The sequence below is a fragment of the Microbispora rosea genome (genome assembly GCF_044460045.1).
Lineage (GTDB): Bacteria > Actinomycetota > Actinomycetes > Streptosporangiales > Streptosporangiaceae > Microbispora > Microbispora rosea.
The window spans coordinates 495,932-515,191 of sequence record NZ_JBITJO010000001.1 but is presented as its reverse complement, the minus strand read 5'-3'; the positions used below and the strand labels follow the sequence as shown (position 1 = coordinate 515,191).

General features: G+C 69.0%; 23 protein-coding genes and 2 pseudogenes. 14 read left to right on the top strand and 11 right to left on the bottom strand.

The window, feature by feature from the left end; translation table 11 throughout:
* Positions 1-3 precede the first annotated feature (3 nt).
* Entirely contained in the window at positions 4-564 is a 561-nt protein-coding gene (locus ACIBK1_RS02445) for a TetR/AcrR family transcriptional regulator (protein ID WP_449566878.1), read from the bottom strand.
* Between the two features lie 115 nt (positions 565-679).
* Between ACIBK1_RS02445 and ACIBK1_RS02440 the strand changes: the two genes are divergently transcribed.
* Positions 680-1,636 (top strand): NADP-dependent oxidoreductase, encoded by a 957-nt coding sequence (locus ACIBK1_RS02440; RefSeq protein WP_036409567.1) that lies wholly within the window; start codon positions 680-682, stop codon positions 1,634-1,636.
* A gap of 70 nt (positions 1,637-1,706) precedes the next feature.
* Here the strand turns inward: ACIBK1_RS02440 and ACIBK1_RS02435 are convergent, their stop codons facing one another.
* From ACIBK1_RS02435 to ACIBK1_RS02415, 5 genes are all read right to left on the bottom strand, one after another.
* Positions 1,707-2,585: a metal ABC transporter permease gene (locus tag ACIBK1_RS02435; RefSeq protein WP_030512517.1), complete on the bottom strand. Its 879-nt coding sequence runs from the start codon at positions 2,583-2,585 to the stop codon at positions 1,707-1,709.
* Positions 2,582-3,433: a metal ABC transporter ATP-binding protein gene (locus tag ACIBK1_RS02430; protein WP_396731707.1), complete on the bottom strand. Its 852-nt coding sequence runs from the start codon at positions 3,431-3,433 to the stop codon at positions 2,582-2,584. The genes ACIBK1_RS02435 and ACIBK1_RS02430 overlap by 4 nt, the downstream gene beginning before the upstream one ends.
* A complete protein-coding gene (locus ACIBK1_RS02425) occupies positions 3,430-4,377 on the bottom strand; it encodes a metal ABC transporter solute-binding protein, Zn/Mn family (RefSeq protein ID WP_396731704.1) in 948 nt (315 codons plus the stop codon). The genes ACIBK1_RS02430 and ACIBK1_RS02425 overlap by 4 nt, the downstream gene beginning before the upstream one ends.
* A gap of 137 nt (positions 4,378-4,514) precedes the next feature.
* Positions 4,515-4,742 (bottom strand): 30S ribosomal protein S18, encoded by a 228-nt coding sequence (gene rpsR / locus ACIBK1_RS02420; RefSeq protein ID WP_030512520.1) that lies wholly within the window; start codon positions 4,740-4,742, stop codon positions 4,515-4,517.
* Positions 4,739-5,878 carry a CobW family GTP-binding protein gene (locus ACIBK1_RS02415; protein WP_396731701.1) on the bottom strand — a complete coding sequence of 380 codons (1,140 nt, stop codon included), beginning with the start codon at positions 5,876-5,878 and terminating at the stop codon, positions 4,739-4,741. The genes rpsR and ACIBK1_RS02415 overlap by 4 nt, the downstream gene beginning before the upstream one ends.
* 78 nt (positions 5,879-5,956) lie before the next feature.
* On the opposite strand from ACIBK1_RS02415, the gene rpmG reads away from it, so the two are divergent.
* The 6 genes and pseudogenes from rpmG to ACIBK1_RS02385 all read left to right on the top strand — a co-directional run.
* Positions 5,957-6,121 (top strand): 50S ribosomal protein L33, encoded by a 165-nt coding sequence (gene rpmG / locus ACIBK1_RS02410; RefSeq protein ID WP_030512521.1) that lies wholly within the window; start codon positions 5,957-5,959, stop codon positions 6,119-6,121.
* A complete protein-coding gene (locus ACIBK1_RS02405) occupies positions 6,118-6,363 on the top strand; it encodes a type B 50S ribosomal protein L31 (RefSeq protein WP_030512522.1) in 246 nt (81 codons plus the stop codon). Before rpmG ends, ACIBK1_RS02405 begins: the two co-directional genes overlap by 4 nt.
* The gene (gene rpmB / locus ACIBK1_RS02400) at positions 6,363-6,599 is read left to right on the top strand and encodes a 50S ribosomal protein L28 (RefSeq protein ID WP_030512523.1); all 237 of its coding nucleotides are present in this window, start codon (positions 6,363-6,365) and stop codon (positions 6,597-6,599) included. The genes ACIBK1_RS02405 and rpmB overlap by 1 nt, the downstream gene beginning before the upstream one ends.
* Positions 6,599-6,898 (top strand): 30S ribosomal protein S14, encoded by a 300-nt coding sequence (gene rpsN / locus ACIBK1_RS02395; RefSeq protein ID WP_396731697.1) that lies wholly within the window; start codon positions 6,599-6,601, stop codon positions 6,896-6,898. The genes rpmB and rpsN overlap by 1 nt, the downstream gene beginning before the upstream one ends.
* Before the next feature lie 2 nt (positions 6,899-6,900).
* Positions 6,901-7,068, top strand: a complete 168-nt coding sequence (rpmF, locus tag ACIBK1_RS02390) for a 50S ribosomal protein L32 (protein ID WP_030508570.1) — start codon at positions 6,901-6,903, stop codon at positions 7,066-7,068.
* Positions 7,026-7,244 (top strand): annotated as a pseudogene (locus tag ACIBK1_RS02385) (oxidoreductase); the annotation flags it as partial. The gene rpmF and the pseudogene ACIBK1_RS02385, both read left to right, overlap by 43 nt.
* 213 nt (positions 7,245-7,457) lie before the next feature.
* On the opposite strand, the gene ACIBK1_RS02380 reads toward ACIBK1_RS02385, so the two are convergent.
* The gene (locus ACIBK1_RS02380; protein ID WP_396731694.1) at positions 7,458-8,252 is read right to left on the bottom strand and encodes a Cof-type HAD-IIB family hydrolase; all 795 of its coding nucleotides are present in this window, start codon (positions 8,250-8,252) and stop codon (positions 7,458-7,460) included.
* 354 nt (positions 8,253-8,606) lie between these two features.
* Between ACIBK1_RS02380 and ACIBK1_RS02375 the strand changes: the two genes are divergently transcribed.
* From ACIBK1_RS02375 to ACIBK1_RS02345, 7 genes are all read left to right on the top strand, one after another.
* Positions 8,607-8,744, top strand: coding sequence for a site-specific integrase (locus ACIBK1_RS02375; RefSeq protein WP_331281172.1), 138 nt, complete (start codon positions 8,607-8,609; stop codon positions 8,742-8,744).
* Between the two features lie 216 nt (positions 8,745-8,960).
* Complete coding sequence (locus ACIBK1_RS02370; protein WP_396733110.1) at positions 8,961-9,161, top strand: DUF4192 family protein; 201 nt, start codon at positions 8,961-8,963, stop codon at positions 9,159-9,161.
* A gap of 3 nt (positions 9,162-9,164) precedes the next feature.
* Entirely contained in the window at positions 9,165-9,362 is a 198-nt protein-coding gene (locus ACIBK1_RS02365) for a hypothetical protein (RefSeq protein ID WP_030508572.1), read from the top strand.
* A 292-nt stretch (positions 9,363-9,654) separates the two neighbouring features.
* On the top strand, positions 9,655-10,716 hold the full coding sequence (locus tag ACIBK1_RS02360; protein ID WP_396731690.1) for a hypothetical protein: 1,062 nt from the start codon (positions 9,655-9,657) through the stop codon (positions 10,714-10,716).
* 393 nt (positions 10,717-11,109) lie between these two features.
* A complete protein-coding gene (locus ACIBK1_RS02355) occupies positions 11,110-12,309 on the top strand; it encodes an RNA ligase RtcB family protein (RefSeq protein WP_396731687.1) in 1,200 nt (399 codons plus the stop codon).
* A complete protein-coding gene (gene prfH / locus ACIBK1_RS02350) occupies positions 12,306-12,980 on the top strand; it encodes a peptide chain release factor H (protein ID WP_396731684.1) in 675 nt (224 codons plus the stop codon). Before ACIBK1_RS02355 ends, prfH begins: the two co-directional genes overlap by 4 nt.
* Positions 12,981-13,117: 137 nt before the next feature.
* Positions 13,118-13,243: a hypothetical protein gene (locus tag ACIBK1_RS02345; protein WP_269321786.1), complete on the top strand. Its 126-nt coding sequence runs from the start codon at positions 13,118-13,120 to the stop codon at positions 13,241-13,243.
* A 17-nt stretch (positions 13,244-13,260) separates the two neighbouring features.
* On the opposite strand, the gene ACIBK1_RS02340 is transcribed toward ACIBK1_RS02345, so the two are convergent.
* From ACIBK1_RS02340 to ACIBK1_RS02325, 4 genes and pseudogenes are all read right to left on the bottom strand, one after another.
* The gene (locus ACIBK1_RS02340) at positions 13,261-14,721 is read right to left on the bottom strand and encodes a hypothetical protein (protein WP_030508577.1); all 1,461 of its coding nucleotides are present in this window, start codon (positions 14,719-14,721) and stop codon (positions 13,261-13,263) included.
* A 42-nt stretch (positions 14,722-14,763) separates the two neighbouring features.
* Positions 14,764-15,528, bottom strand: coding sequence for a hypothetical protein (locus tag ACIBK1_RS02335; protein ID WP_051761825.1), 765 nt, complete (start codon positions 15,526-15,528; stop codon positions 14,764-14,766).
* 71 nt (positions 15,529-15,599) lie between these two features.
* Entirely contained in the window at positions 15,600-16,901 is a 1,302-nt protein-coding gene (locus ACIBK1_RS02330; RefSeq protein WP_396733107.1) for a WD40 repeat domain-containing protein, read from the bottom strand.
* Between the two features lie 297 nt (positions 16,902-17,198).
* A pseudogene (locus tag ACIBK1_RS02325) lies at positions 17,199-17,543 on the bottom strand (hypothetical protein); the annotation flags it as partial.
* Positions 17,544-19,260: the final 1,717 nt, after the last annotated feature.

Below are 19,260 nucleotides of genomic sequence, written 5' to 3'. Positions count from 1 at the left end.
GGCTCAGGCCGGCCGGGCGGCGGGCCGGAGGCCGTCCATCAGGAGGTCCAGCAGGCGACCGGCCTTGGCATCATGCTCGCGCCGTGGGGCCACGGTGAAGATGCCGATGAGGGAGGCGGCGATGTCTTCGGCGGCGACGTCGGAGCGGAGGTCGCCCGCCGCGCGACCGGCGTCGAGAATCGTGGTGATGGCCGCCAGTAGCTCCCCCCGGGTCTGTGCATGGGCGATCTCGCCCGACTCGATCATCGAGAGCAGCGTGTCGAGCATGCCGTTCTTGGTCGCGATCCAGTCCCCGAACAAGTCCATCCAGCGCCGCATCGCCGCAGCCGGGGGCAGCCGCCCGAGCAGCTCGCGGGCGCCGGTCGTCAGCCGCACGACCTGGTCCCGGTAGACCGCGTCGACCAGCGACTCACGGGTCGGGAAGTGCCGGTAGAGCGTGGCGATGCCGACTCCGGCCTCGCGGGCGATCGCCCGCATCGACGGCTCGGCGTCGGCCGACATGAACGCGCGGGTCGCCACCGCGAGCAACTGGTCGCGGTTACGGGCTGCGTCCGCCCGTGGCACGCGCATCTCCGCCTCAGCCAAAATGGAACACGCTCCGGTTGTGTTAGGGTCACGCACGGAAACGGAGCATAGTCCGCTTCAAGGCGTTCCCTCGACCCCAAGGAGACAGGCGTACATGCAGGAACAGAGCGATCAACCGCCGATGGGCAGGAGCAGGGCGGTCCGGCTCGATTCGTTCGGCGGCCCCGAAGTCCTGGACGTCCGTGAGGTCCCCGCTCCGCAGGCCGGCCCGGGACAGATCCGCGTGCGGGTCACCGCGGCCGGTCTGAACCCGATGGACTGGATCATGACCGCGGACGCGGACACCGCCGCCCGGTTCGGCTTGAGCCTCCCCGCCGGGTTCGGCACCGACTACGCGGGACTGGTCGACCAGGTCGGTGACGGGGTGACCGGTTTCGCGCCCGGCGACCGGGTGTTCGGGGGCGCCCTGTCCCGCGCGGTCGCCGACTTCGTGGTTGTCGACCCGGCCGGGGGGATCGCGGCGAACGAGGCCCATCACACTCCCGACGGCGTCGACGACCGCACCGCCGCCACCCTCACGATCGCCGGCCGCACGGCATCCGCCGCCATCGCCGCGGTCGCCCCCGGCCCGGACGACACCGTGCTGATCGGCGGCGCGGCGGGCGGTGTCGGGGTGTTCGCCGTCCAGCTGGCCCGGATCGCCGGAGCGCGCGTGATCGGGACGGGGTCGGCGACATCATCCGATTTCCTGCGCGATCTCGGAGCCGAGCCGGTCGCCTACGGCGACGGCCTGGCCGGCCGGGTCCGAGCACTCGCTCCCGGCGGTGTCACCGCCGCCATCGACCTGCACGGTACAGAAACAGTGCACGCCGCGAGGGAACTCGGCGTCCCGGACGGCCGCATCTGCACCATCGCCGCGCACGTCGACGGCGTGCCGGCGGCCAACGGCGCGAACGCCGCCCCCGGCGCTCTGGAAGAGATCGCCCGCCTGGTCGCGGCGGGCCGGCTCCGGGTGCCTGTCGCGGCACACTTCCCCGTCGAGCAGATCCGCCGCGCGACCGAGCTCCAGGCCGGCCGGCACGTGCACGGCAAGGTCGTCATCGACCTCTAGATCACGGCCATCGCGACGATGAACGCGGCCGCGTGAACCGGGCCGGGGAGGAGCGGATCTCCCCATCGCCTCAGCCGGCGACCACAGCCGGGGGTCTGCGCGCCCAGCCGCTTCGGGTGCGTACGGCGCCCGCAGCGCGGCAGGCCAAGTAGATGACGAAGGCGATGGTGGTGACGTACGGGCTGATCGGGATGCTGCTGCCCAACGCGATGAGGATGCCGCCGACCACGGACGTGACGGCGAACAGGACGCTGAGCAGAGGGATCAGGCGAGGGGAGGCCGTCACCCGGGTGGCGGCGGCCGCGGGGGTGACCACCAGGGCGAGCACCAGCAGAGCGCCGACGATCTGGATGGTCGTGGCCACGGCGAGCCCCAGCACCAATGTGAACACGGGGGACAGAGCCCGGACGGGCACGCCGCGGGCGGCGGCGACGTCGGGATCGAGGCTGGCGAAGGTCAGCGGACGCCAGATGACCGCCAGGACGAGCAGGACGACGACCGACACGCCGATCAGCCAGGCCGTCTGCGGGGTGTCCACGGCCACGATCTGCCCGGTGAGCAGCCCGAACTTGTTGGCGGAGCGGCCTTTGTACAGCGACAGGAACAGCACGCCGAGTCCCAGTCCGAACGGCATCAGGACGCCGATGGCGGAGTTGCGGTCCCGGACACGTACGCCCAGGGCGCCGATTACCGCGGCGGCCAGGACCGATCCGGCCAGGGATCCTGCCACCACGTTCACCCCGAGCAGGAGTGCGGCCGCCGCGCCGGCGAAGGAGAGCTCGGCGATCCCGTGCACGGCGAAGGCCAGATCTCGCATCATCACGAATGTGCTGATCAGGCCGCCGACCACGCCGAGCACGGCCGCGGCGATGATCGAGTTGGCGACGAGGGACAGCAACTGTCCGTAGTCGTCGTAGTTGAAGATCTGGTGCCAGATATCGGGATTCATGGCTGGGCGCCTCCAGCGGGATCGGGGTGGTGCGGAGTGGGAGCGCCGGCGATCAGATAGCGACCGTGGGCTTGGACCACCTCGACCGAGCCGCCGTACAGGTCGGACAGAACGGAAGACTTCATCACCTCGTCGGGCGTGCCGACGCGGAACCGGCCACCGGCCAGGTAAAGCACCCGGTCGACCAGCGGCAGGACCGGATTGAGCTCGTGGGTGACGAAGAGCACCGCGGTGCCATGGGCGCGCCGTCGCCGGTCGAGCAGGTCGACGATCGCGTGCTGGTGGTGCGGGTCGAGCGCGAGGAGGGGCTCGTCGCACAGCAGAAGCGTGGGATCGGTGGCCAGGGCCTGCGCGATGCGCACCCGCTGCTGCTCGCCGCCGGACAGCAGGCCGAGGGGGATGTCCGCGTACTCGTGTGCCCCCACCTCGGTCAGCAGGTCGTCGATGCGACGCCGCAGCCCTCTGCTGCCGAGGGGCAGGCCCCAGCGATGGCCGTCGACGCCGAGCCGTACCAGGTCGCGGGCGCGCAGTGGCGTGTGCGGGGCGACGGCGCGCTGCTGGGGGATGTAGCCGATCAGATCGCTGCCCCGCCGGGGTGGGCGGCCGTCGATCAGCAGGGTCCCGGCGGAGAGGGGCAACTGGCCCAGGATGGCGTGCAGCAGGCTGGTCTTGCCCGATCCGTTCGGCCCCAGCACGGCGATGAACTCGCCGCGGCGCAGCTCCAGATCCAGCCCGGACCACAGCACGCGCTCACCACGGCGCAGTTCCGCATGGGTCAGGCTGAGGACGACGGGTGTTCCGCCGGCGGGGACGGCCTGCGGTGCGATGGTGCCCAACTGTTCGATCATCGGCCCAGGGCCTTGCCGAGCGCGTCGAGGTTGGCGGTCATCCAGCCGACGTAGTCCTCACCGGAGGGCAGGGTCTCGGTGACCGGGACGACGGGGATGCCTTTGCCGGTCGCCGCCTCGCGGACCTTCTCGGTCTCCGGGCCGGCGGTCTGGGAGTTGTAGACCAGGGCCTGCACCTTCTTGCCGGTGAACAGGGCCAGGGTGTCCCGCAGGACGCGGGGGGAGACGTCGTTGCCTTCCTCGATGGCCTCGCTGAACTCCTCCGGGGCGGCGTTGGTCAGACCGCACGCCTCGATCATGTACAGCGGGACCGGCTCCGTGATCGCCACGGCGGTGCCCTTCGCCGTCTGCGCGATCGCCGCCTCCTGCTCCTCCAGCGGTTTGAGCTTCTGCTTGAAGTTCTCGGCGCCGGCGGTGAAGGCGGCGGCCTCGGAGGGGGCGGCCTTGCCCAGCGCGGCGGCGATCGAGTCGGCCAGCCGCGCGACGGACGGGAAGTCGTACCAGACGTGCTCGTTCAGCTCCTCCTCGGCGGCCGCCGTCTTCCCGGAAATCTCGACCGCGTTCAGCACCTGGGCCGAGGTGTTGCCGGCGGCGTCGCGCATCGTGTCCATGAAGTCGTCGTAGCCGCCGCCGTTCTCGACGATCACCTTGGCCTTTGACAGCGCCAGTTGGTTCTGCGGATTGGCCTCGTAGGAGTGCGGGTCCTGGTCAGGGCTGGCGATGAACGCGGTCACCGCAACCTTGTCGCCGCCGATCTGCCGGACGATGTCGCCGTACACGTTGGTGGAGGTCACCACGGCGACCGCGCCCGGGCCGGTGGACGCGCTCACGGTCGGCTGGGGAGGTGTCGCGGGGGAGGACGGGCCGCCGCAGCCGGCCAGCAGCGCAGAAGTCAGGCCCCCGAGGACGAGCAGGGAGGGACGACGCAGAGGGGAGGTGTTCATGTCGATCCTTGTCACGATTGAAAACGGTTTTCATTTTCAACCTAGCATCGTCACCTGGATCAGCCGCATTGGTGGCAGGAGGCGCAGAAGGTCGCCGCAAGGCCGTCGAGAGCCGGCGGCGCCGTCCTCTGTATCGGTCATGAACGCGGCCGGGAGGCGTAGGGGAGCAGCGCCATCTCACGGGCGTTCTTGATGGCGCGGGCGATCTGGCGTTGTTGCTGCACCGTGACGCCGGTGACGCGGCGGCTGCGGATCTTGCCGCGGTCGGAGATGAACCTGCGCAGCAGGTCGGTGTCCTTGTAGTCGATGTAGCTCACGCCCTGCAACGGGTTGCCCTTCTTCCGGAGGGTGCGGCGGGGCTTCATGCGATCTCCTTGAGGTCGAGGATGTGGGCGAAGGGGTCGTCGTAGCCGGCCCACACGTCGGAGCCCGCCAGGGCCTCCTCCTCGGTGAGCAGGCAGGAGTCGAGCAGAGCGTGGAGGCGCTCGCGGTCGAGGTCGGGCCCGCTGAACACCAGGTGCTGGACGCGGTCGCCGGTGATGTCGTCCCAGTCGAGGTCGGCGGCCGTGCGGCGGGCGGGGGAGACCATGTCCCAGGCGGCCTCCGGGAGCGCGGCCAGCCAGGGCCCGGCGTCCTCGACCGACACGATGCCCGCGACCGCGTCCCAGGCGAGCAGCCGATCGGGCCGGCTGGCCAGCCAGAACCGCCCGCGGGAGCGTACCGATTGGGTGACCAGCTCATCCACGGCCTCGAACAGGCGGGCGGGGTGCAGCGGGCGCAGCCGACGCCAGACGACCGTGGTGATTTCGTCGGTCTGTGCGTCGCAGGGCAGTTGGGCGGTGGCGGGGTCGACGCGTTCGGCCAGTTCCCGCGAGCACAGCCCGGCGCCGGTCACGCCCGGCAGCGACTCGGTGAAGACCGGGGTGCAGGGTGCGAGGTGGGCGAGCACGGCGCGGGAGAGCTCCGCGTCCTCTTCATCGCCGCCGTGCAGGGTCAGGGCGGTGGCGTACTCGATCTGCCTGGTCAGGACTTCGGCGAGATAGCGCTGGTCGCCTGCCGCGGCCGGCTGGCCGGTCTCGCTCAGCCGGTCGCCGCGGGTGATGTCGACGGGCATGTGCTCGGCGTGCAGCGCGGTCAGCACGCAGGTCAGCCGCAGGATCTCGTGGGCTTCCTCGCAATCGAGAGCCTCGGCGACCGAGCGCGGCTCGACCGAATCCCACAGGTCGACCACGAGCAGCGACGCGGTGGCGGCGTGCCGCACCAGCTGAGGGAGAAGGTCCTCGCGGACGGTGCAGGTGACACAGCCGTGCGCGAGCCGTACGTCGGCCAGGTCGAGCACGGTGGAGGCGTCGCGCACCACGCGCTCCACCCGGCCGGCGGTCACCTCCCGCAGGTCGTGGTGGACGGCGAGGGAGCCGGGGTGGTCGCGCAGGAGGCGATCGACGACGCGCGTGCGAGCAGAGGCGTGCAGGCCCGCGACCAGGACGACAGGGGTGGACATGGGGCCTCCGAGCGAGTTGCGGGAATGAAAACGATTGTCGTTATCATTACACAGACCGATGGCGAGAGAGGAAGGCCCATGGCCAGAAACGAGCTACGCCCCGTGATCAAGCTGCGATCGAACGCGGGGACCGGCTACACGTACGTGACCCGCAAGAACCGCCGTAACGACCCCGACAGGCTCACGCTCCGCAAGTACGACCCGATCATCCGCAGGCACGTCACCTTCCGGGAGGAACGATGAAAAAGGGCATCCACCCCGGCTACCACCCGGTCGTGTTCCGCGACCCGGGCGCCGGGTTCGCCTTCCTCACCCGCTCGACCATCACCAGCGACAAGACGATCGAGTGGGAGGACGGCAACACCTATCCCGTGGTGGACGTCGACGTCTCCTCGGCGAGCCACCCCTTCTACACGGGGCGCAGCCGGGTGCTCGACACCGCCGGCCGGGTCGAGCGGTTCAACCAGCGCTACCGGAGGGCCTGATGTCCGCGCACTGCCAGCTCACGGGAGCCGCTCCTGTCTTCGGCAACCGCGTCTCCCACTCCCACCGGCGCACCCGCCGGCGATGGAACCCCAATATCCAGCACCGCCGCTACTGGCTGCCCAGTGAGAACCGCCATGTCCGGCTCACGCTCAGCGCCCGTGCGATCAGAACCCTCGACAAGATCGGCATCGAGGCCGCCGTCACCCGGATCCGGGCCCGGGGAGAGAAGATCTGATGGCCAAGAAGAGCAAGATCGCCGCCAACGCGAGGCGCAAGGCCGTGGTCGCCCGCTACGCCCAACGGCGTGCGGAGCTGAAGAAGGTCGTACGCACCGGCACTCCGGAAGAGCGGGCCTCGGCTGTGCGCGAGCTGGCGCGCCAGCCCCGGGACGCGAGCGCGACGCGCGTGCGCAACCGAGACGCGGTGGACGGCCGCCCGCGCGGGTATCTCGGCACGTTCGGGCTGTCCCGGATCCGTTTCCGGCAGATGGCTCACCGGGGCGAGCTGCCGGGTGTGACGAAGGCGAGCTGGTGATCGTGGCCGTCCCCAAGCGCAGAACCTCGCGCAGCAACACCCGGCATCGCCGCAGCCAGTGGAAGGCGACTCCACCCGACCTGGTGCCGATCACTGTGAACGGACGCGAACTCCTGGTGCCCCGCCGATTGGTCCGCGCCTACCAGCGCGGGCTCATCGTCCCCGACTGACGACAGCCGACCTCACCTCAGAGGCATGCTTCGACGGCGTCGAGATCCACGGCGCCAACGGCTACCTCGTCCACCAGTTCCTGTCCAGCAACGCCGACGAGCGCATCGACCAGTACGGCGGATCGGTCGACAACCGCATCCGCTTCGCCGTCGAGGTCGCCTCGGCGATCGCTGGTGCGCTCGGCAGTCAGGACAACGGCCGGTCGCGCGACTGCTCATCCTGGAGGAGCGGACTTCGGTCGCCCTACGGCGAGTGTTGTTCTCCGACGACGAGCGCGCGTGACCGTCTGGTGCTTGGTGCATCTGGCAGAGGGAACCGGCCGTGCCGCCCTGGTCGTGGAGCAGGTGCTTCCGGGCACGCTTCACGAGCTGGAAGACGCCTACGCCCTCTAGGAGAACAGCCGCTCCAGGACGACCGCGACGCCGTCTTCGTCGTTCGACAGGGTGCGGCGTTCGATGGCGGCCAGCACGAGTTGGTGGGCGTTGGCCATGGCATACCCAGTGCCCGCGAACGTGAGGACCGCCAGGTCATTCGGCATGTCGCCGAACGCGACCACCTCGGCGGGATCCACCCCTAGCTCCTGGCAGAGCAGGGCGAACGTACCCGCCTTGGTCACGCCGGGCGCGCTGATCTCCACGAGGCCGTGCACGCCCGTGTGGGTGATCTCCGCATGCCCCTCGACGACGGGCAGCGCCATCGCAAGCATGTCGTCGGCGGTGTGCTCGGTCGAGACGGCGAGCAGCTTGACGAAGGGCTGGTCCTCGTCGCAGATGTCAGGTACCTCCTGTATGAAGGCCGCGTCGTGGACGTCGGGCCAGGTGTAGCCCCCTTCGACCAGCACTCTCCTGCCCGTCTCCGCAGCGAACGCTACGCCCGGCACGGCCTCGGCGAGGGCGGCGGTGAGCTTCCTGATCGTGGCCGGGTCAAGGGCGTAGCTAGCGGTTAACCGATGGGTGGCGAGGTCGTACACGATGGCGCCGTTGCTGCAGATCATCGTGCCCGTGACGCCAGCCTGCTCGGCGATCGGGACGACGCTGCGCGGCGGTCTTGCCGTCAGGAACACGATCTGCGCGCCAGCATCACTGGCCAGTCGAAGGGCCTGCCGGGTACGTGTGGATACGGAGCCGAGGGAGTTGAGGAGGGTACCGTCAAGGTCGGTCGCGACGATGCGGGGAGAAGTCACACCGGGATTGTCACATCGCTACGACAGGCCCGGCAGAACGCCGCGCTTAGGACTGGGCCGGGCGCCGACGAAATGCGATTCGAGGGGGGACCACCTGCCGGTGTGGGAGGACAGGGCCGGCTACCTCGACCCCGACACCGGCGAAGTGCTGCCAACCTGGGAACAGGCCCTCGATCGGCTTGACCTGGACGACGAGGCGGAAGCCCTGCACATGCTCCGCTTCGGCGACCAGCTCGACACACAAAGCGTCCTCTCCGGGACCCCCGACGCTGAACGAGCGATCAGCCCTGGACGGCCGACGAGGCGAGGGCCTTCCTGCGGGTCGCGCGCTATGACCCGCTGTATCCGGCCTTCGTGCTTCTCCTCGTGTACGGCCTGCGCCGTGGCGAGGCGCTGGGGCTCCGCTGGGTGGACGTCGACTTTGACGAGGGCCACGTCCACATCCAGCGTCAGCTCGTCCGGGTCGGAAGGAGCTGCACCACGAGCCGGTGAAGACGAGGGCCGGCAACCAGTCACTGCCTCTCCTCGGCGTCGTGCGGGAGGCGTTGGAGATCCAGCGGGACGACCAGAAGATCCTCCGCGAGGAGGCGGGCAAGGACTGGACGGACACCAGACTCGTCGTCGCGCCGCGTGACGCCATGGAAATCCTCGGGCACAGCCGGATCTCGGTGACGATGGAGATCTACACGCACGGGGACGGACGGGCCGCTGGCGCGCGTCGCCGTGGAACGGGCGCTCTCGATCGATCCCCACTACAGCCTGGCGCACCTGATCCGCACTGCCCTGAACTGCGGTCTGCCGCCGGAGGCGGCCGCCGGGATGGACTGCGCGGGCATGGCCGACGAGGTCGCCGACAAGGCTGCGCAGTGCCCCGAGGGGACCCGCCCGGTATTGCCGGTGGGGTGGTGAGGCATGGGCTACGCCTCCACCCGGTCGCTCGCCCTGATCGGCCTGTCCGCCCACGTGATCGACATTCAGGCCCATGCCGTACCCGGCGACGCGGAGTTGTATCTGGTCGGCCTGCCGGAGACGTCGGTCGGGCCTGCCCGCGCGAGGATCTGGGCCGCGATCCTTAACAGCGGAACGTCCTGGCCGGGAGGATCACGGTGAGCGTGGCACCGACTATCCCGGTTTATGATGCGGCGGCCGATCTCGCGCTGGCCGCGGCGCTGCTGGCCGCCGCCGGTGTCATCCCGCCCGAACGGATCACGGGCGGGTGTTCCTCGGCGAACTGGCGTTGGACGGCGGGATACGCCCGGTTAGAGGCGTCGGTACGGCAACAGCCGTAACAAGTTCGGCGGGAACCGTAGTGTCATCGGCCAGTTGGATGTCACCTTGGTGTACTGCCTGGCCACGTTGATTCTCCGGTGTGCCAGTCATGGGCCGATCGGCTGGAGGTGCTTTGAACAGCGACGGAATGTTCCACATCGACGAGTCCGGTCGCCTTCTCGCGATGCGTCTAGCGCCGTACGAAGCCGAAGAGGTGCTCCAGACATTGTTGGCCACTCACCCGGATCTTCTGGCGGGCGGACAGATGACACCCGGTGACCCTCGTCGCTGGCTGCTGATCCGGCGGGAGGCCAGCGTCCCGGACCGGGACGGAGGCGGTGGACGCTGGAGTCTCGACCACCTCTTCGTCGACCAGGACGGCATCCCCACCTTGGTCGAGGTCAAGCGCGCCAGTGATAGCCGCATCCGCCGCGAGGTCGTCGGTCAGATGCTCGACTATGCCGCCAACGGCGTCCTCTACTGGCCCGTGCACAACCTGCAGGCGCTGTTTGAGCAGACCCAGCGCGAGTCCGGCCACGATCCTCAAGGTATGGTCGCGCAGCTCTGCGGGGACGACACGGTCACCGTGGAGACCTTCTTCGCCAAGGTGGGCGACAACCTGCGAGCAGGCAAGATTCGCATGGTCTTCGTCGCCGACGCCGTGCCCGATGATCTCCGCCGCATCGTGGAGTTCCTCAACGAGCAGATGAATCCCGCAGAAGTCCTCGCGGTAGAGGTCAAGCAGTACGTCGCCGAGGACCATGGATTGCGAACACTCGTCCCAGCCGTGTACGGACGCACCGCAGCCGCCTCCGCCAAGTCCGCCATTGCCCAGCCAAGCCTGAGAGAACTTCGCGACAAGGCCGACGAAGACGTCCGCGCACTCTGGACTCTGCTCGAGCAGTGGGCTGACGAGGGGGGACGGCTGCTGACCAACACCGCTGCGGGCGTAATCGTCTCGAGCCGAAACGATCTGCGCATCGCGCAGCTCTATCCAAAGAATCGAGCGCTGTGCATCAACCTTGACCCGCTTCGGGGACGGGGACGCGAGGAACTCGCCGAAGCCTGCCTGGCGACCTTACGCACGCTGACGAACAAGCCGCTGACATCGGCTTATCCGTTCTTTCCCGCACACGATGCCGTAGCCAAGTGGGACGACATCGTCAAGCTCCTGGACCAACTTGCCACTGCATAAGGCGTCGAGAACGCATCCCGATCCGAGGAACGTCCGCACCTGGCACCGAACAGGGCCCTTCACCGGCGAAGGGTGAAAATGGAGCTTCCAACTGAAGGACGTTAGCTTATCCAGCCGACAGTCCGGAATCTGCTGGGCACTCGATGAGAATGCACTCATCCGCCATGGCCTCAGCGTGTCGACCACAGCGCACCCCTCACGTCGTTGAGTGAGGGGTGCGTGCAGGCGCGCAAGCCCGTACGGGCCGAAAATGGCTTGCCTCGCCTGGCGGGCTCAGGAAACGTTGTGTCCATGATGCTCTAACGGACAGCACCCCGCTACTTCGAGATGCCACGGCGCCGACTCGCGCCGTAATGCCGCCCGTCCATAACCTGTTCAGCAAAGAGAGCGTCTTTGTCTCAGCAACGCTCCCGGCAGGAGTTTCTGCCGCCGTCCATCCCCGCCACGGGGTCGGCCACCGTCGCCGTGTTCGCCTCCCCCACCAGTTGGATCGAGTCCGATGCCGTCGCGCAGTGCCACCAGGTGGCCGTCCTCGACGGCATGATGCACGTCGCCGCCATGCCGGACCTGCACCCCGGCAAGGGCGCCCCCATCGGTGCCGCCATGACGTCGACCAGGCTGTACCCGTTCCTGGTGGGCTCCGACATCGGTTGCGGCATCGCCGTGTTCCCCATCAAGCTCAAGCGCGCCGTACCCGAGAAACTCGCCGCCCGGTTCCCCGATCTCGATCGCGCGCTGCATCCTGAGCAGGATGCCGACGACCCGGCCTGGGCCGTTGTAAGGGGCGATATTCCCGCCGGTCACGTCGAGGGCCTCGGGACGGTCGGCCGAGGCAACCACTTCGTCGAGCTGGCGCGCATCGGGACCGTCTTCGAGCCGGGCCACGCGAGCCGTCTCGGACTCGCCGCCGGCGACCTGGTCCTCATCGTCCACAGCGGTTCCCGAGGGCTGGGCGAACGGATCCTGCGAGCCCACACCGCGGTCCATGGCGCGGGCCCCGCCGCTGATCCCGGCGCCTATCTGGCGATGCATGACGACGCCGTACGCTGGGGATCACTCAACCGGCGGCTGCTGGCCGCCCGGGTCGCCCACGCGCTGGGGAGCGAGCCCACCGAGCCAATCGTCGACCAGTGCCACAACCTGGTCGAGGTCCGCGACGAGATCTACCTGCACCGCAAGGGGGCCGCGCCGGGCGACGGCCGCGACGTGCTCGTCGCCGGTACGCGAGGCACCCCTTCCTACCTGGTGGCCGGCCACGCCGGGTCGCACGCCAACTATTCCGTGGCGCACGGCGCGGGCCGCAAGATGTCCCGTGCGGACGCCCTGCGCCGGGGCCGGGCCAAGCACAGGGTCGAAGAGCTGCGCCGCACACCGATGGGGTCGCTGGTGGTGTGCGGCGACCGCCAGCTCCTCTTCGAGGAGGCACCGACGGCCTACAAGCGCATCGAGCAGGTCATCGCCGACCTCGTCGACCATGACCTGGCCACGCCCGTGGCCACCAGCATTCCTCTGGTCACCTACAAGACGCCCGACCTCGGGTCCACACCCCGAACAGACCACCGGGACCACCGCCGCAAGCGAGGCCGGCCGTGAGCGTTCACCTGCTCGTGTCGGCCGGGCGTGGCCCGCAGGAGTGTGCCTGGGCGCTGGCCCAGCTGCTGCACCGGTTGGAAGCCGACGCCGCCCGGCAGAATCTGGAGATCCATCGGGCCCAAACTGTCCCCGGTGACCGGGGCGGCACCTACCGATCGGTCCTCATCCAGATCGCAGGAGACGGCGCCGAGGCATTCGCCGCCTCGTGGACCGGCACCCTGTGCTGGCAGGCTCCCAGCCCATACCGGGCCAACACCGGCCGGAAGAACTGGTACGTCCTCGCCCAACCGTGCCGGGTCGACACCCCGCGCACGACATTCGCGGAAGCAGACGTCGACATCGTCGCCTGCCGCACCGGCGGCCCCGGCGGCCAACATCGCAACAAGGCCAGCACGGCGGTACGGGCGACCCACCGGCCCACGGGGATCGTCGTCACGGTCGACATCGAGCGGCAGTTCAGCCTCAACCGCCGCATCTCCATGCGGCTGCTGCGACAGGCCATCGAGCACAGCGACGAGGAGGCAGAGCGCGCCGCCATCACCGCCCGCTGGCGCATCCACGTTGACCTCGTACGCGGCAACCCCACCCGCATCGAACGTCCGGAACCGTCTAAGCAGGACCTGGCCCCGCAGAAGCAGACGCGCCGACGACGCCGGGCTCGTGACGGCTGACGGGCTTCCCCGGCTGCTGCACGCGGCTGGACACTGGCAGACCTACGCGGCGCCGACTCGATCACGTTCTGTTCCCCGCGGCGGACGGGTACGGCTTTCTGCAATACACGGACGAGAACGGTGTCCACTGGACCCATGTGACGACGGGCGTGGAGCACCTGCGCCTACTCGTGGCCGCGCCGCAGACCGTGCTGGCCGACCTTGAGATCCCGGAGGACAAGTTCCCCCGCTCCCGTGAGGGCTGGCCCGACGAATGGCGATGAAGGACCCAGCGTCGTGCTCAGATCAGGTGCCACCAGCGCTCGTCATACAGCTTCCGCCAGGTCGAGGCCCCGGTTCCGCCCGTCCTTGCGGTGGCCACGAGCTCCACCGTCATCGACCCTGCGGGCCCGTATGCGAGGCCGAGCGTGCCATGCGACAGGTCGCGCGTGCCGGAGACATCCGCCCAGTCGCCGTTGATGCCGTCCGGGCCGATCGTGCCGCGGAACACGGTGAGGAATTCGGCACCCAAGTCCCGGCTCATGCCGAGCCACCAGAGCTCGTTGCCGATCTGGCGAATGAAGTACGTGCCGCCGTCGTCAGCCTGCCAGGCACCGGTCAACTCGGCTCCGGCGGGGCGGCGGGCAAAGTCCTGAAGAACGTCCACGCGGTAGACAGGATGCAGTTCGGCACGTCCGGGTCTGGCGAGATCGGCATTGAGCGCGCCGATCACCCGTACCCGTGTACCGGGCTCCAGCCGCAGATCGACTGGACGGCCCTCGGTGGTATGAGCGGGATGGAATGGATCCTCAATCGGGAAATGGTCCGCAAGTCCCTCCCCGCGAAATCGCTCGTCATCGATCCCTGCCCTGCCACGGAGCACCCGGAAGGCGATCCGGCCATCCGACAGGAACGCGGACCCGTTGATGGGGAGCCCGCAGATGAGCACGCTGTCGCCGTGCTGCTCGCGCCAGCCGGGGAGCAGCACGCGCGGTGCCCGACCGCAGCCAGCCTCATCGTTCGCCCGCCCGTACATGATCATTCGGCAGGTGACAGGCTCTCCGCCAGCCAGTACGCCGTCGTCGGGTCCGAGAGTCAGCGGCCTGTCGGAAGTGAGGCCAGCGGCGTGCGGGTCGAGCGCCTCGGGCCTGCCCGGAAGATCGGGCAACAGGTCGAAACTCAGCGTGCCATCGCCGCCACCCTCACCGCGGACAAATGCGCAGTACCCGTGCTCCGCCGCGGACCAGTTCAGGCCGGTTCCGGACTCGGCGACCCGCCCGGTCACTATGACGAAGCCCCCGGCCGGGCGCAGGCCTGGCCCACTCGCGTCACCGTTCGGAAGGCCACCGGCCCGCCGGACACTCGCTAGCCGCGCCTCGATGTCGCCGGGGATTCCGGCCCCGGCGGCGCGCCGCCGCCATACTGAGCCGCCGAATCCCCCAGTGGTCAGCTCGTCGCGGCGGCGCAGCTCGTGCCGCAGACCCGCAGTGCCCGGTACCGGCGGGAGCGTCACCACGTCGAGCGCGATGTGTCCCTGCGCGAGGACGGAACCTCGGGGCGCGTCTACCCAGTCCCCGTCGATCATTCCAGTCTCCGGGCATAGGCGGCCGTGGAACACGTTGGCGAAGAACACGCCCTGGTGAAACTGCGTCCACCCGTGCATGCCAATCCACCACACCACGCCGTCGTCGTTGTGCGCCACGTGGTAAATGGCCCCGTCGTCGGCCGCCCAGATTCCGGTCAGGTTCATCGGCTGCGGCACCCCGCCTCCTGGGCGCCGGGCAGAGTCCCGCCACCGAGCCGGCTACCCATTGGACGGGCCTTGAAGGTGGCCGGAAAGAGCGGCGAGCGTCCGTCGGTGGGCGAGATACCCGGACGCGGTATGGAAGTCGAGCAGCCCAATCGTCTCCTCATAGTTGGCGTCCGGAGTGAACCGCCGGGTGAAGGGGCGTGGGATCGCGATGATGTCCCCCACGTCGGCGATGTTGATCCAGTGCCTCACCCCCGGCGGGCGCTCGCCTCGCTCGCCTGGAGCGGGCCTCAGCCTTTCGAAGATCACGCCTGGCATGCCGAGCGGCGAGCCGAGCGTCACCAGCAGCTCGACCTCCAGCTCGGGTCGGTGCCACAGGGCCTCGTACGCGACAACAGACCCGAGCGAGTGCGCGATGACCACCTGCGCGCGGTGTGCTGCTATGGCGTCTGCCACCGCGTCGCGGGCGGCGTGATGCCCAGCGCCGTCGCGCATGTAGGCCGCGACCTCCCGGAAGAACACCGCGACGAAAGTGCGCAACATAAGCCGGTTGAGCCGGCGCCTCTTCGCGATGCGATCGATGATCATTCGGATGGGTACGGTGGCATAGCCCTGCGCCACGTCGTCCGGCATCGGTTCGAGCAGCCCGGCCCACTGCGTGATCATGTCCTGTACATCGCCGGGCAGGTGGTCGAGCCCGTCTCCGCCCTGCGCAACGACAGCATTGAGGAAGGGCGCGTAGTAGGCCATGCGGACGTCGAACCCCACCAGGTCACCCAGCCCTGTCCCCAGCCCATCGGCCCACTGCTCGCCGAGCACGGCGGCGGCCTCCGCCGGGGGGACTCCCGGTTGGTGGTTCCAAACCCCGTGCACACCAACGATCCGAATTGTCAACGGCCCGCTCCCATCTGTGCCCCGACCCACTCCAGCACCGTCACCTCCCAGCCGAACGCCACCACGATCTCGCCTTCCGGGCCGCCCGCGAGCGCGTGCGCCGCGTTGGGAAGCGTGACATGGGCCTCTCTGGCACCGGTGGACATGTCCCACAGTTGCAGCGTGCCATCATGGCCGGCACCGATCGCCATCCTTACCCCGCCAAGATCGACGCAGGCGACGGCGTTTACGGGGGCGGTGTGGCCAGTAAGCACGCGCAGTTCGGCGCCAATTTCGGGATCCCAGACTCGAACGGTGTGGTCCTGCCCGCCGCTGACCAGTACGGTGCGCCCGTCGAAGACTGCGCAGGCGACGGAGCTAACCGGGGCGGTGTGGCCAGTAAGCACGCGCAGTTCGGCGCCAATTTCGGGATCCCAGACTCGAACGGTGTGGTCCTGCCCGCCGCTGACCAGTACGGTGCGCCCGTCGAAGACTGCGCAGGCGACGGAATTAACCGGACCGACGTGACCCGCCAGCGTGTGCACCGCGGTCCCGGTCATCGGATCCCAAACCCGCACCGTGCCGTCGTTACCGCCGCTGACTACGGTCACTCGGTCGTCAGCCACCGCGCAGTCCACCGTGTTCGCCCAGCCCACGTGCCCTTCGAGAACCGCACCAGGCGCTCCGGTTCGCAGGTCCCACACGCGTATGGTGCCGTCCCGTCCGCAGGTCACGGCCAGGGCGTCAGCGCCGCGGTGCGCGCATGCGACGGCGTTCACCCGGCCTCCGTGGCCTGTGAGGAGCAGAACCGGCGCGCCAGTCGCGAGGTCCCACACACGAGCGGTGTGGTCATGGCTCGCGGTGACGACGACCGCCCTCCCGTCCACGACAGCGCAGGCAACGCCTCGGACCAGGTTGCCGTGCCCGAGTGGCCGAGGCGCGCCAATCACCGCGCTCAGATCCCAGATCCGGGTGCCGTCGTCGCCACCTGTCACCGCCACAGGCCAGCCCTCGACAGTCGCAAAGGCGACCGCCGTCACACGCTTGACGTGGCCAGTCAGCACCGCGATGACCGTGCCCGACTGCAAATCCACAACCATGACAGTGCCCTCGTTGCTGCCGATCACCGCCACGTCCCGCCCATCCAGCACGGTATGGGCAACCGCGTTCCCCCTGTCACTTTCGCTAGGCCGGGCCAGCAACTCACCGGTGGCGAGGGCCCAGGTCCGGGTGCCGTCATGGCTCACCGTGATCACAACCTGCTGGTCGTGTACAGAGGCGCAGCAGATCCCGTTGACTGTGTCGGACTGGGCGGCCATTGCCCCGAGGCCAGTCCCGTCGGCCAGATCCCAAACGTGGGTGCCGTCATGACCACCGGAAACGCCAACTGCGCGCCCGTTCAGCACCGTGCATGCGATCGCGTTCACCCAGCTCGCGTGGCCCGCGTAGGTCGCTGTGCAGGCACCCAATTCGAGGTCCCACACCCGTGCGACGCCGTCCGTGCTCCCGGTCACCACTATCGGCCTGCCGCCCACCTCCGTATATGTCACCGCGGTGACCACGTCGGGGTGCTCAAGGACGGCAGTACACTCTCCGGTCGACAAGTCCCATACCCTTGCCGTCCCGTCGGTTCCGCCGGTCACCGCAACCGGCCTGCCGTGGAGATCGACGCAGGCCACCGCGTTGACCCAGCTTTGGTGACCGGACAGTGTGGACGTGCACGTGCCCGTAGCCAGGTCCCAGACCCGGGCGGTGGCGTCGCGGCTTGCGGTGACCGCTACAGGCCGCCCGCTCACCGTGCAGCAGGCCAGCGCGGTGATCGCCTGTGTATGGCCAGTGAAGACAGCGCGTACCGCCGCCGACACCTGGGCTGCCGTAGCCCACCGAGGCCGTAAGGGCGGCCATGCTTCGCTGCGTGGTCGAGCCAGGCGACTAGCCAGCCGCCGCTGCCCGTGCCGCATAGCGTCGATCGCCAGAACGTCCCGGCGGGACGCGGGGTGGGCCCGTTGCTGCCGTTGTAGGGAGGTGCGGTAGACAGCGGCGGCGGCGCGGGCGTCCGCCGAACCAGCCGCGTTCAGCAGCCCAGCTAGTGCGTCCGAGTCCGCGTGCACGAGGAACTCGGGATCGGCAAGCAGATCGTCGAGGCGCCCCACCGAGGCGGCGTGGTCGGCGACATGGCGCAGTAGGTAGGGCTCCGCTGTGTGCCAATCCCCGCCACCTTGCGGTGTGAAGCCTACCGTCGCAAGCATCCGGTCGAGCAGTGACCGTTCGAACGCCGTAGCCCTCTCCACCGCCTCGGCTTCCCAGGCAAAGCCGGGCCCGTTACCGAAATGGAGCCCTGCTCGCAGATAGTCGGCAAGGCCCTGGTGAAACAGCCGGTACACGGTGACGCCTTCGCTGTCGATACCGTTGCGGAGATAGAATCCGGCTTGCCGCAGCGCCTCGCCAACGTCCACCTCCGGCTCGGTAGAGGCACTCGCCGATCGGCCACCCGAGACACCCGCCTCGATGACAGCACGAGGCATGCCGTCGCCGCGGGCGAACGCGACGGTGCCAAGCACTTCCCGTAGTCCGGGTACGCCGCGAAGCCGCAAATCTAGGTCGAGGACCTCGGGTAACGTGCGGGGGATGGCCGCTGCGGCCGCGGCCGCCTCCGCCCCCTCCAAGGCTTTTCTATGGCGCGCCAGATAGTTGGTGAACAGGCCGGCGACCAGGAACTCCCCCCACCGTGGCTGTCCGTCATCGAGTCGCTCGCTAGCCAGCACGCTGGCGACCGTCTCCGCTATCGCCCGCCGTGCAGCCCTGTGCTGGTCCGATGCGTAGGTGCCGTAGGCGCGCAGCAGGTCGCCAACGTATCGGGCTAAATCATCGCGAAGCACAGCCCGCGGAACGGTGTCCAGATCTAATAGGGCACCGTCCCGATCCGCGCGCCGCAACAGCGGGGCCAAACACGCCCATGGCCGCGTTCCCACGAGGATCCGGCACGCCGCCGAGCCGTCGTTGCGACGGATCTCGGCCAGCGGCAGGATCAGCTCGCTCATCATCCCGCCAGCATCTATCGCCTCGTCCAGTGCGTCGAGCACGATTACACCCGGCCGCCGACGCCGGATGAGTGCCTCGGCGAGCCCTTCGACGGTCGGTTCGTTCGCGTGGGGCAAATGGAGTTGGCGGTGCAGCGATGCGACGACGTCCGTGAGCCGCCGGCCCCGCGCGTGTATGGCGGCCAAGTCGGGGTTCACTAGGGGCATTTCGTCGCCCCGGCTCTCGTAGATGTAGCGGGTGCGGTCCGCGAGCTCCGGATGCGTTGCGCAGACGAGCATTCCGAGAAGTGAGGACTTGCCCACACCGGGGCTGCCGGTCACCACCTGTAATGGGCCGCCGCTCCCGTCCAGCCAGGCCCCCAGGGCGGCCATCTCCCGATGTCGGCCTCGAAACAGTGCCAGCGGGCGCTCGTCCGGATCAGCCACCCCACCGGACGCCCTGGATATGAAGTGCCACGGGTCCATCAACTCGTCCAGCGCTTCCCAGAACTCCTGCAACTCGCACCTCAGATCACTACGGTCCCGGCGGCGCATGTCGACTTCAACCCGATATCCCGGATTTCGAAAGAAGGGCAGCTCGATTTCGGACGCTATATCCACACGGGTTCCGACTACCAACTGCCCGTAGCCATGCGCC

Bases quoted from the DNA above. Each gene is read 5' to 3' on its own strand.
- rpsN (WP_396731697.1), top strand. From the start codon at position 6,599: ATGGCCAAGAAGAGCAAGATCGCCGCCAACGCGAGGCGCAAGGCCGTG.
- ACIBK1_RS02365 (WP_030508572.1), top strand. From the start codon at position 9,165: ATGGGCTACGCCTCCACCCGGTCGCTCGCCCTGATCGGCCTGTCCGCC.
- ACIBK1_RS02415 (WP_396731701.1), bottom strand. From the start codon at position 5,878: ATGTCCACCCCTGTCGTCCTGGTCGCGGGCCTGCACGCCTCTGCTCGC.
- ACIBK1_RS02435 (WP_030512517.1), bottom strand. From the start codon at position 2,585: ATGAATCCCGATATCTGGCACCAGATCTTCAACTACGACGACTACGGA.
- rpmB (WP_030512523.1), top strand. From the start codon at position 6,363: ATGTCCGCGCACTGCCAGCTCACGGGAGCCGCTCCTGTCTTCGGCAAC.
- ACIBK1_RS02440 (WP_036409567.1), top strand. From the start codon at position 680: ATGCAGGAACAGAGCGATCAACCGCCGATGGGCAGGAGCAGGGCGGTC.
- rpmG (WP_030512521.1), top strand. From the start codon at position 5,957: ATGGCCAGAAACGAGCTACGCCCCGTGATCAAGCTGCGATCGAACGCG.
- ACIBK1_RS02425 (WP_396731704.1), bottom strand. From the start codon at position 4,377: ATGAACACCTCCCCTCTGCGTCGTCCCTCCCTGCTCGTCCTCGGGGGC.
- rpsR (WP_030512520.1), bottom strand. From the start codon at position 4,742: ATGAAGCCCCGCCGCACCCTCCGGAAGAAGGGCAACCCGTTGCAGGGC.
- ACIBK1_RS02330 (WP_396733107.1), bottom strand. From the start codon at position 16,901: ATGGCCGCCCAGTCCGACACAGTCAACGGGATCTGCTGCGCCTCTGTA.
- ACIBK1_RS02430 (WP_396731707.1), bottom strand. From the start codon at position 3,433: ATGATCGAACAGTTGGGCACCATCGCACCGCAGGCCGTCCCCGCCGGC.
- ACIBK1_RS02405 (WP_030512522.1), top strand. From the start codon at position 6,118: ATGAAAAAGGGCATCCACCCCGGCTACCACCCGGTCGTGTTCCGCGAC.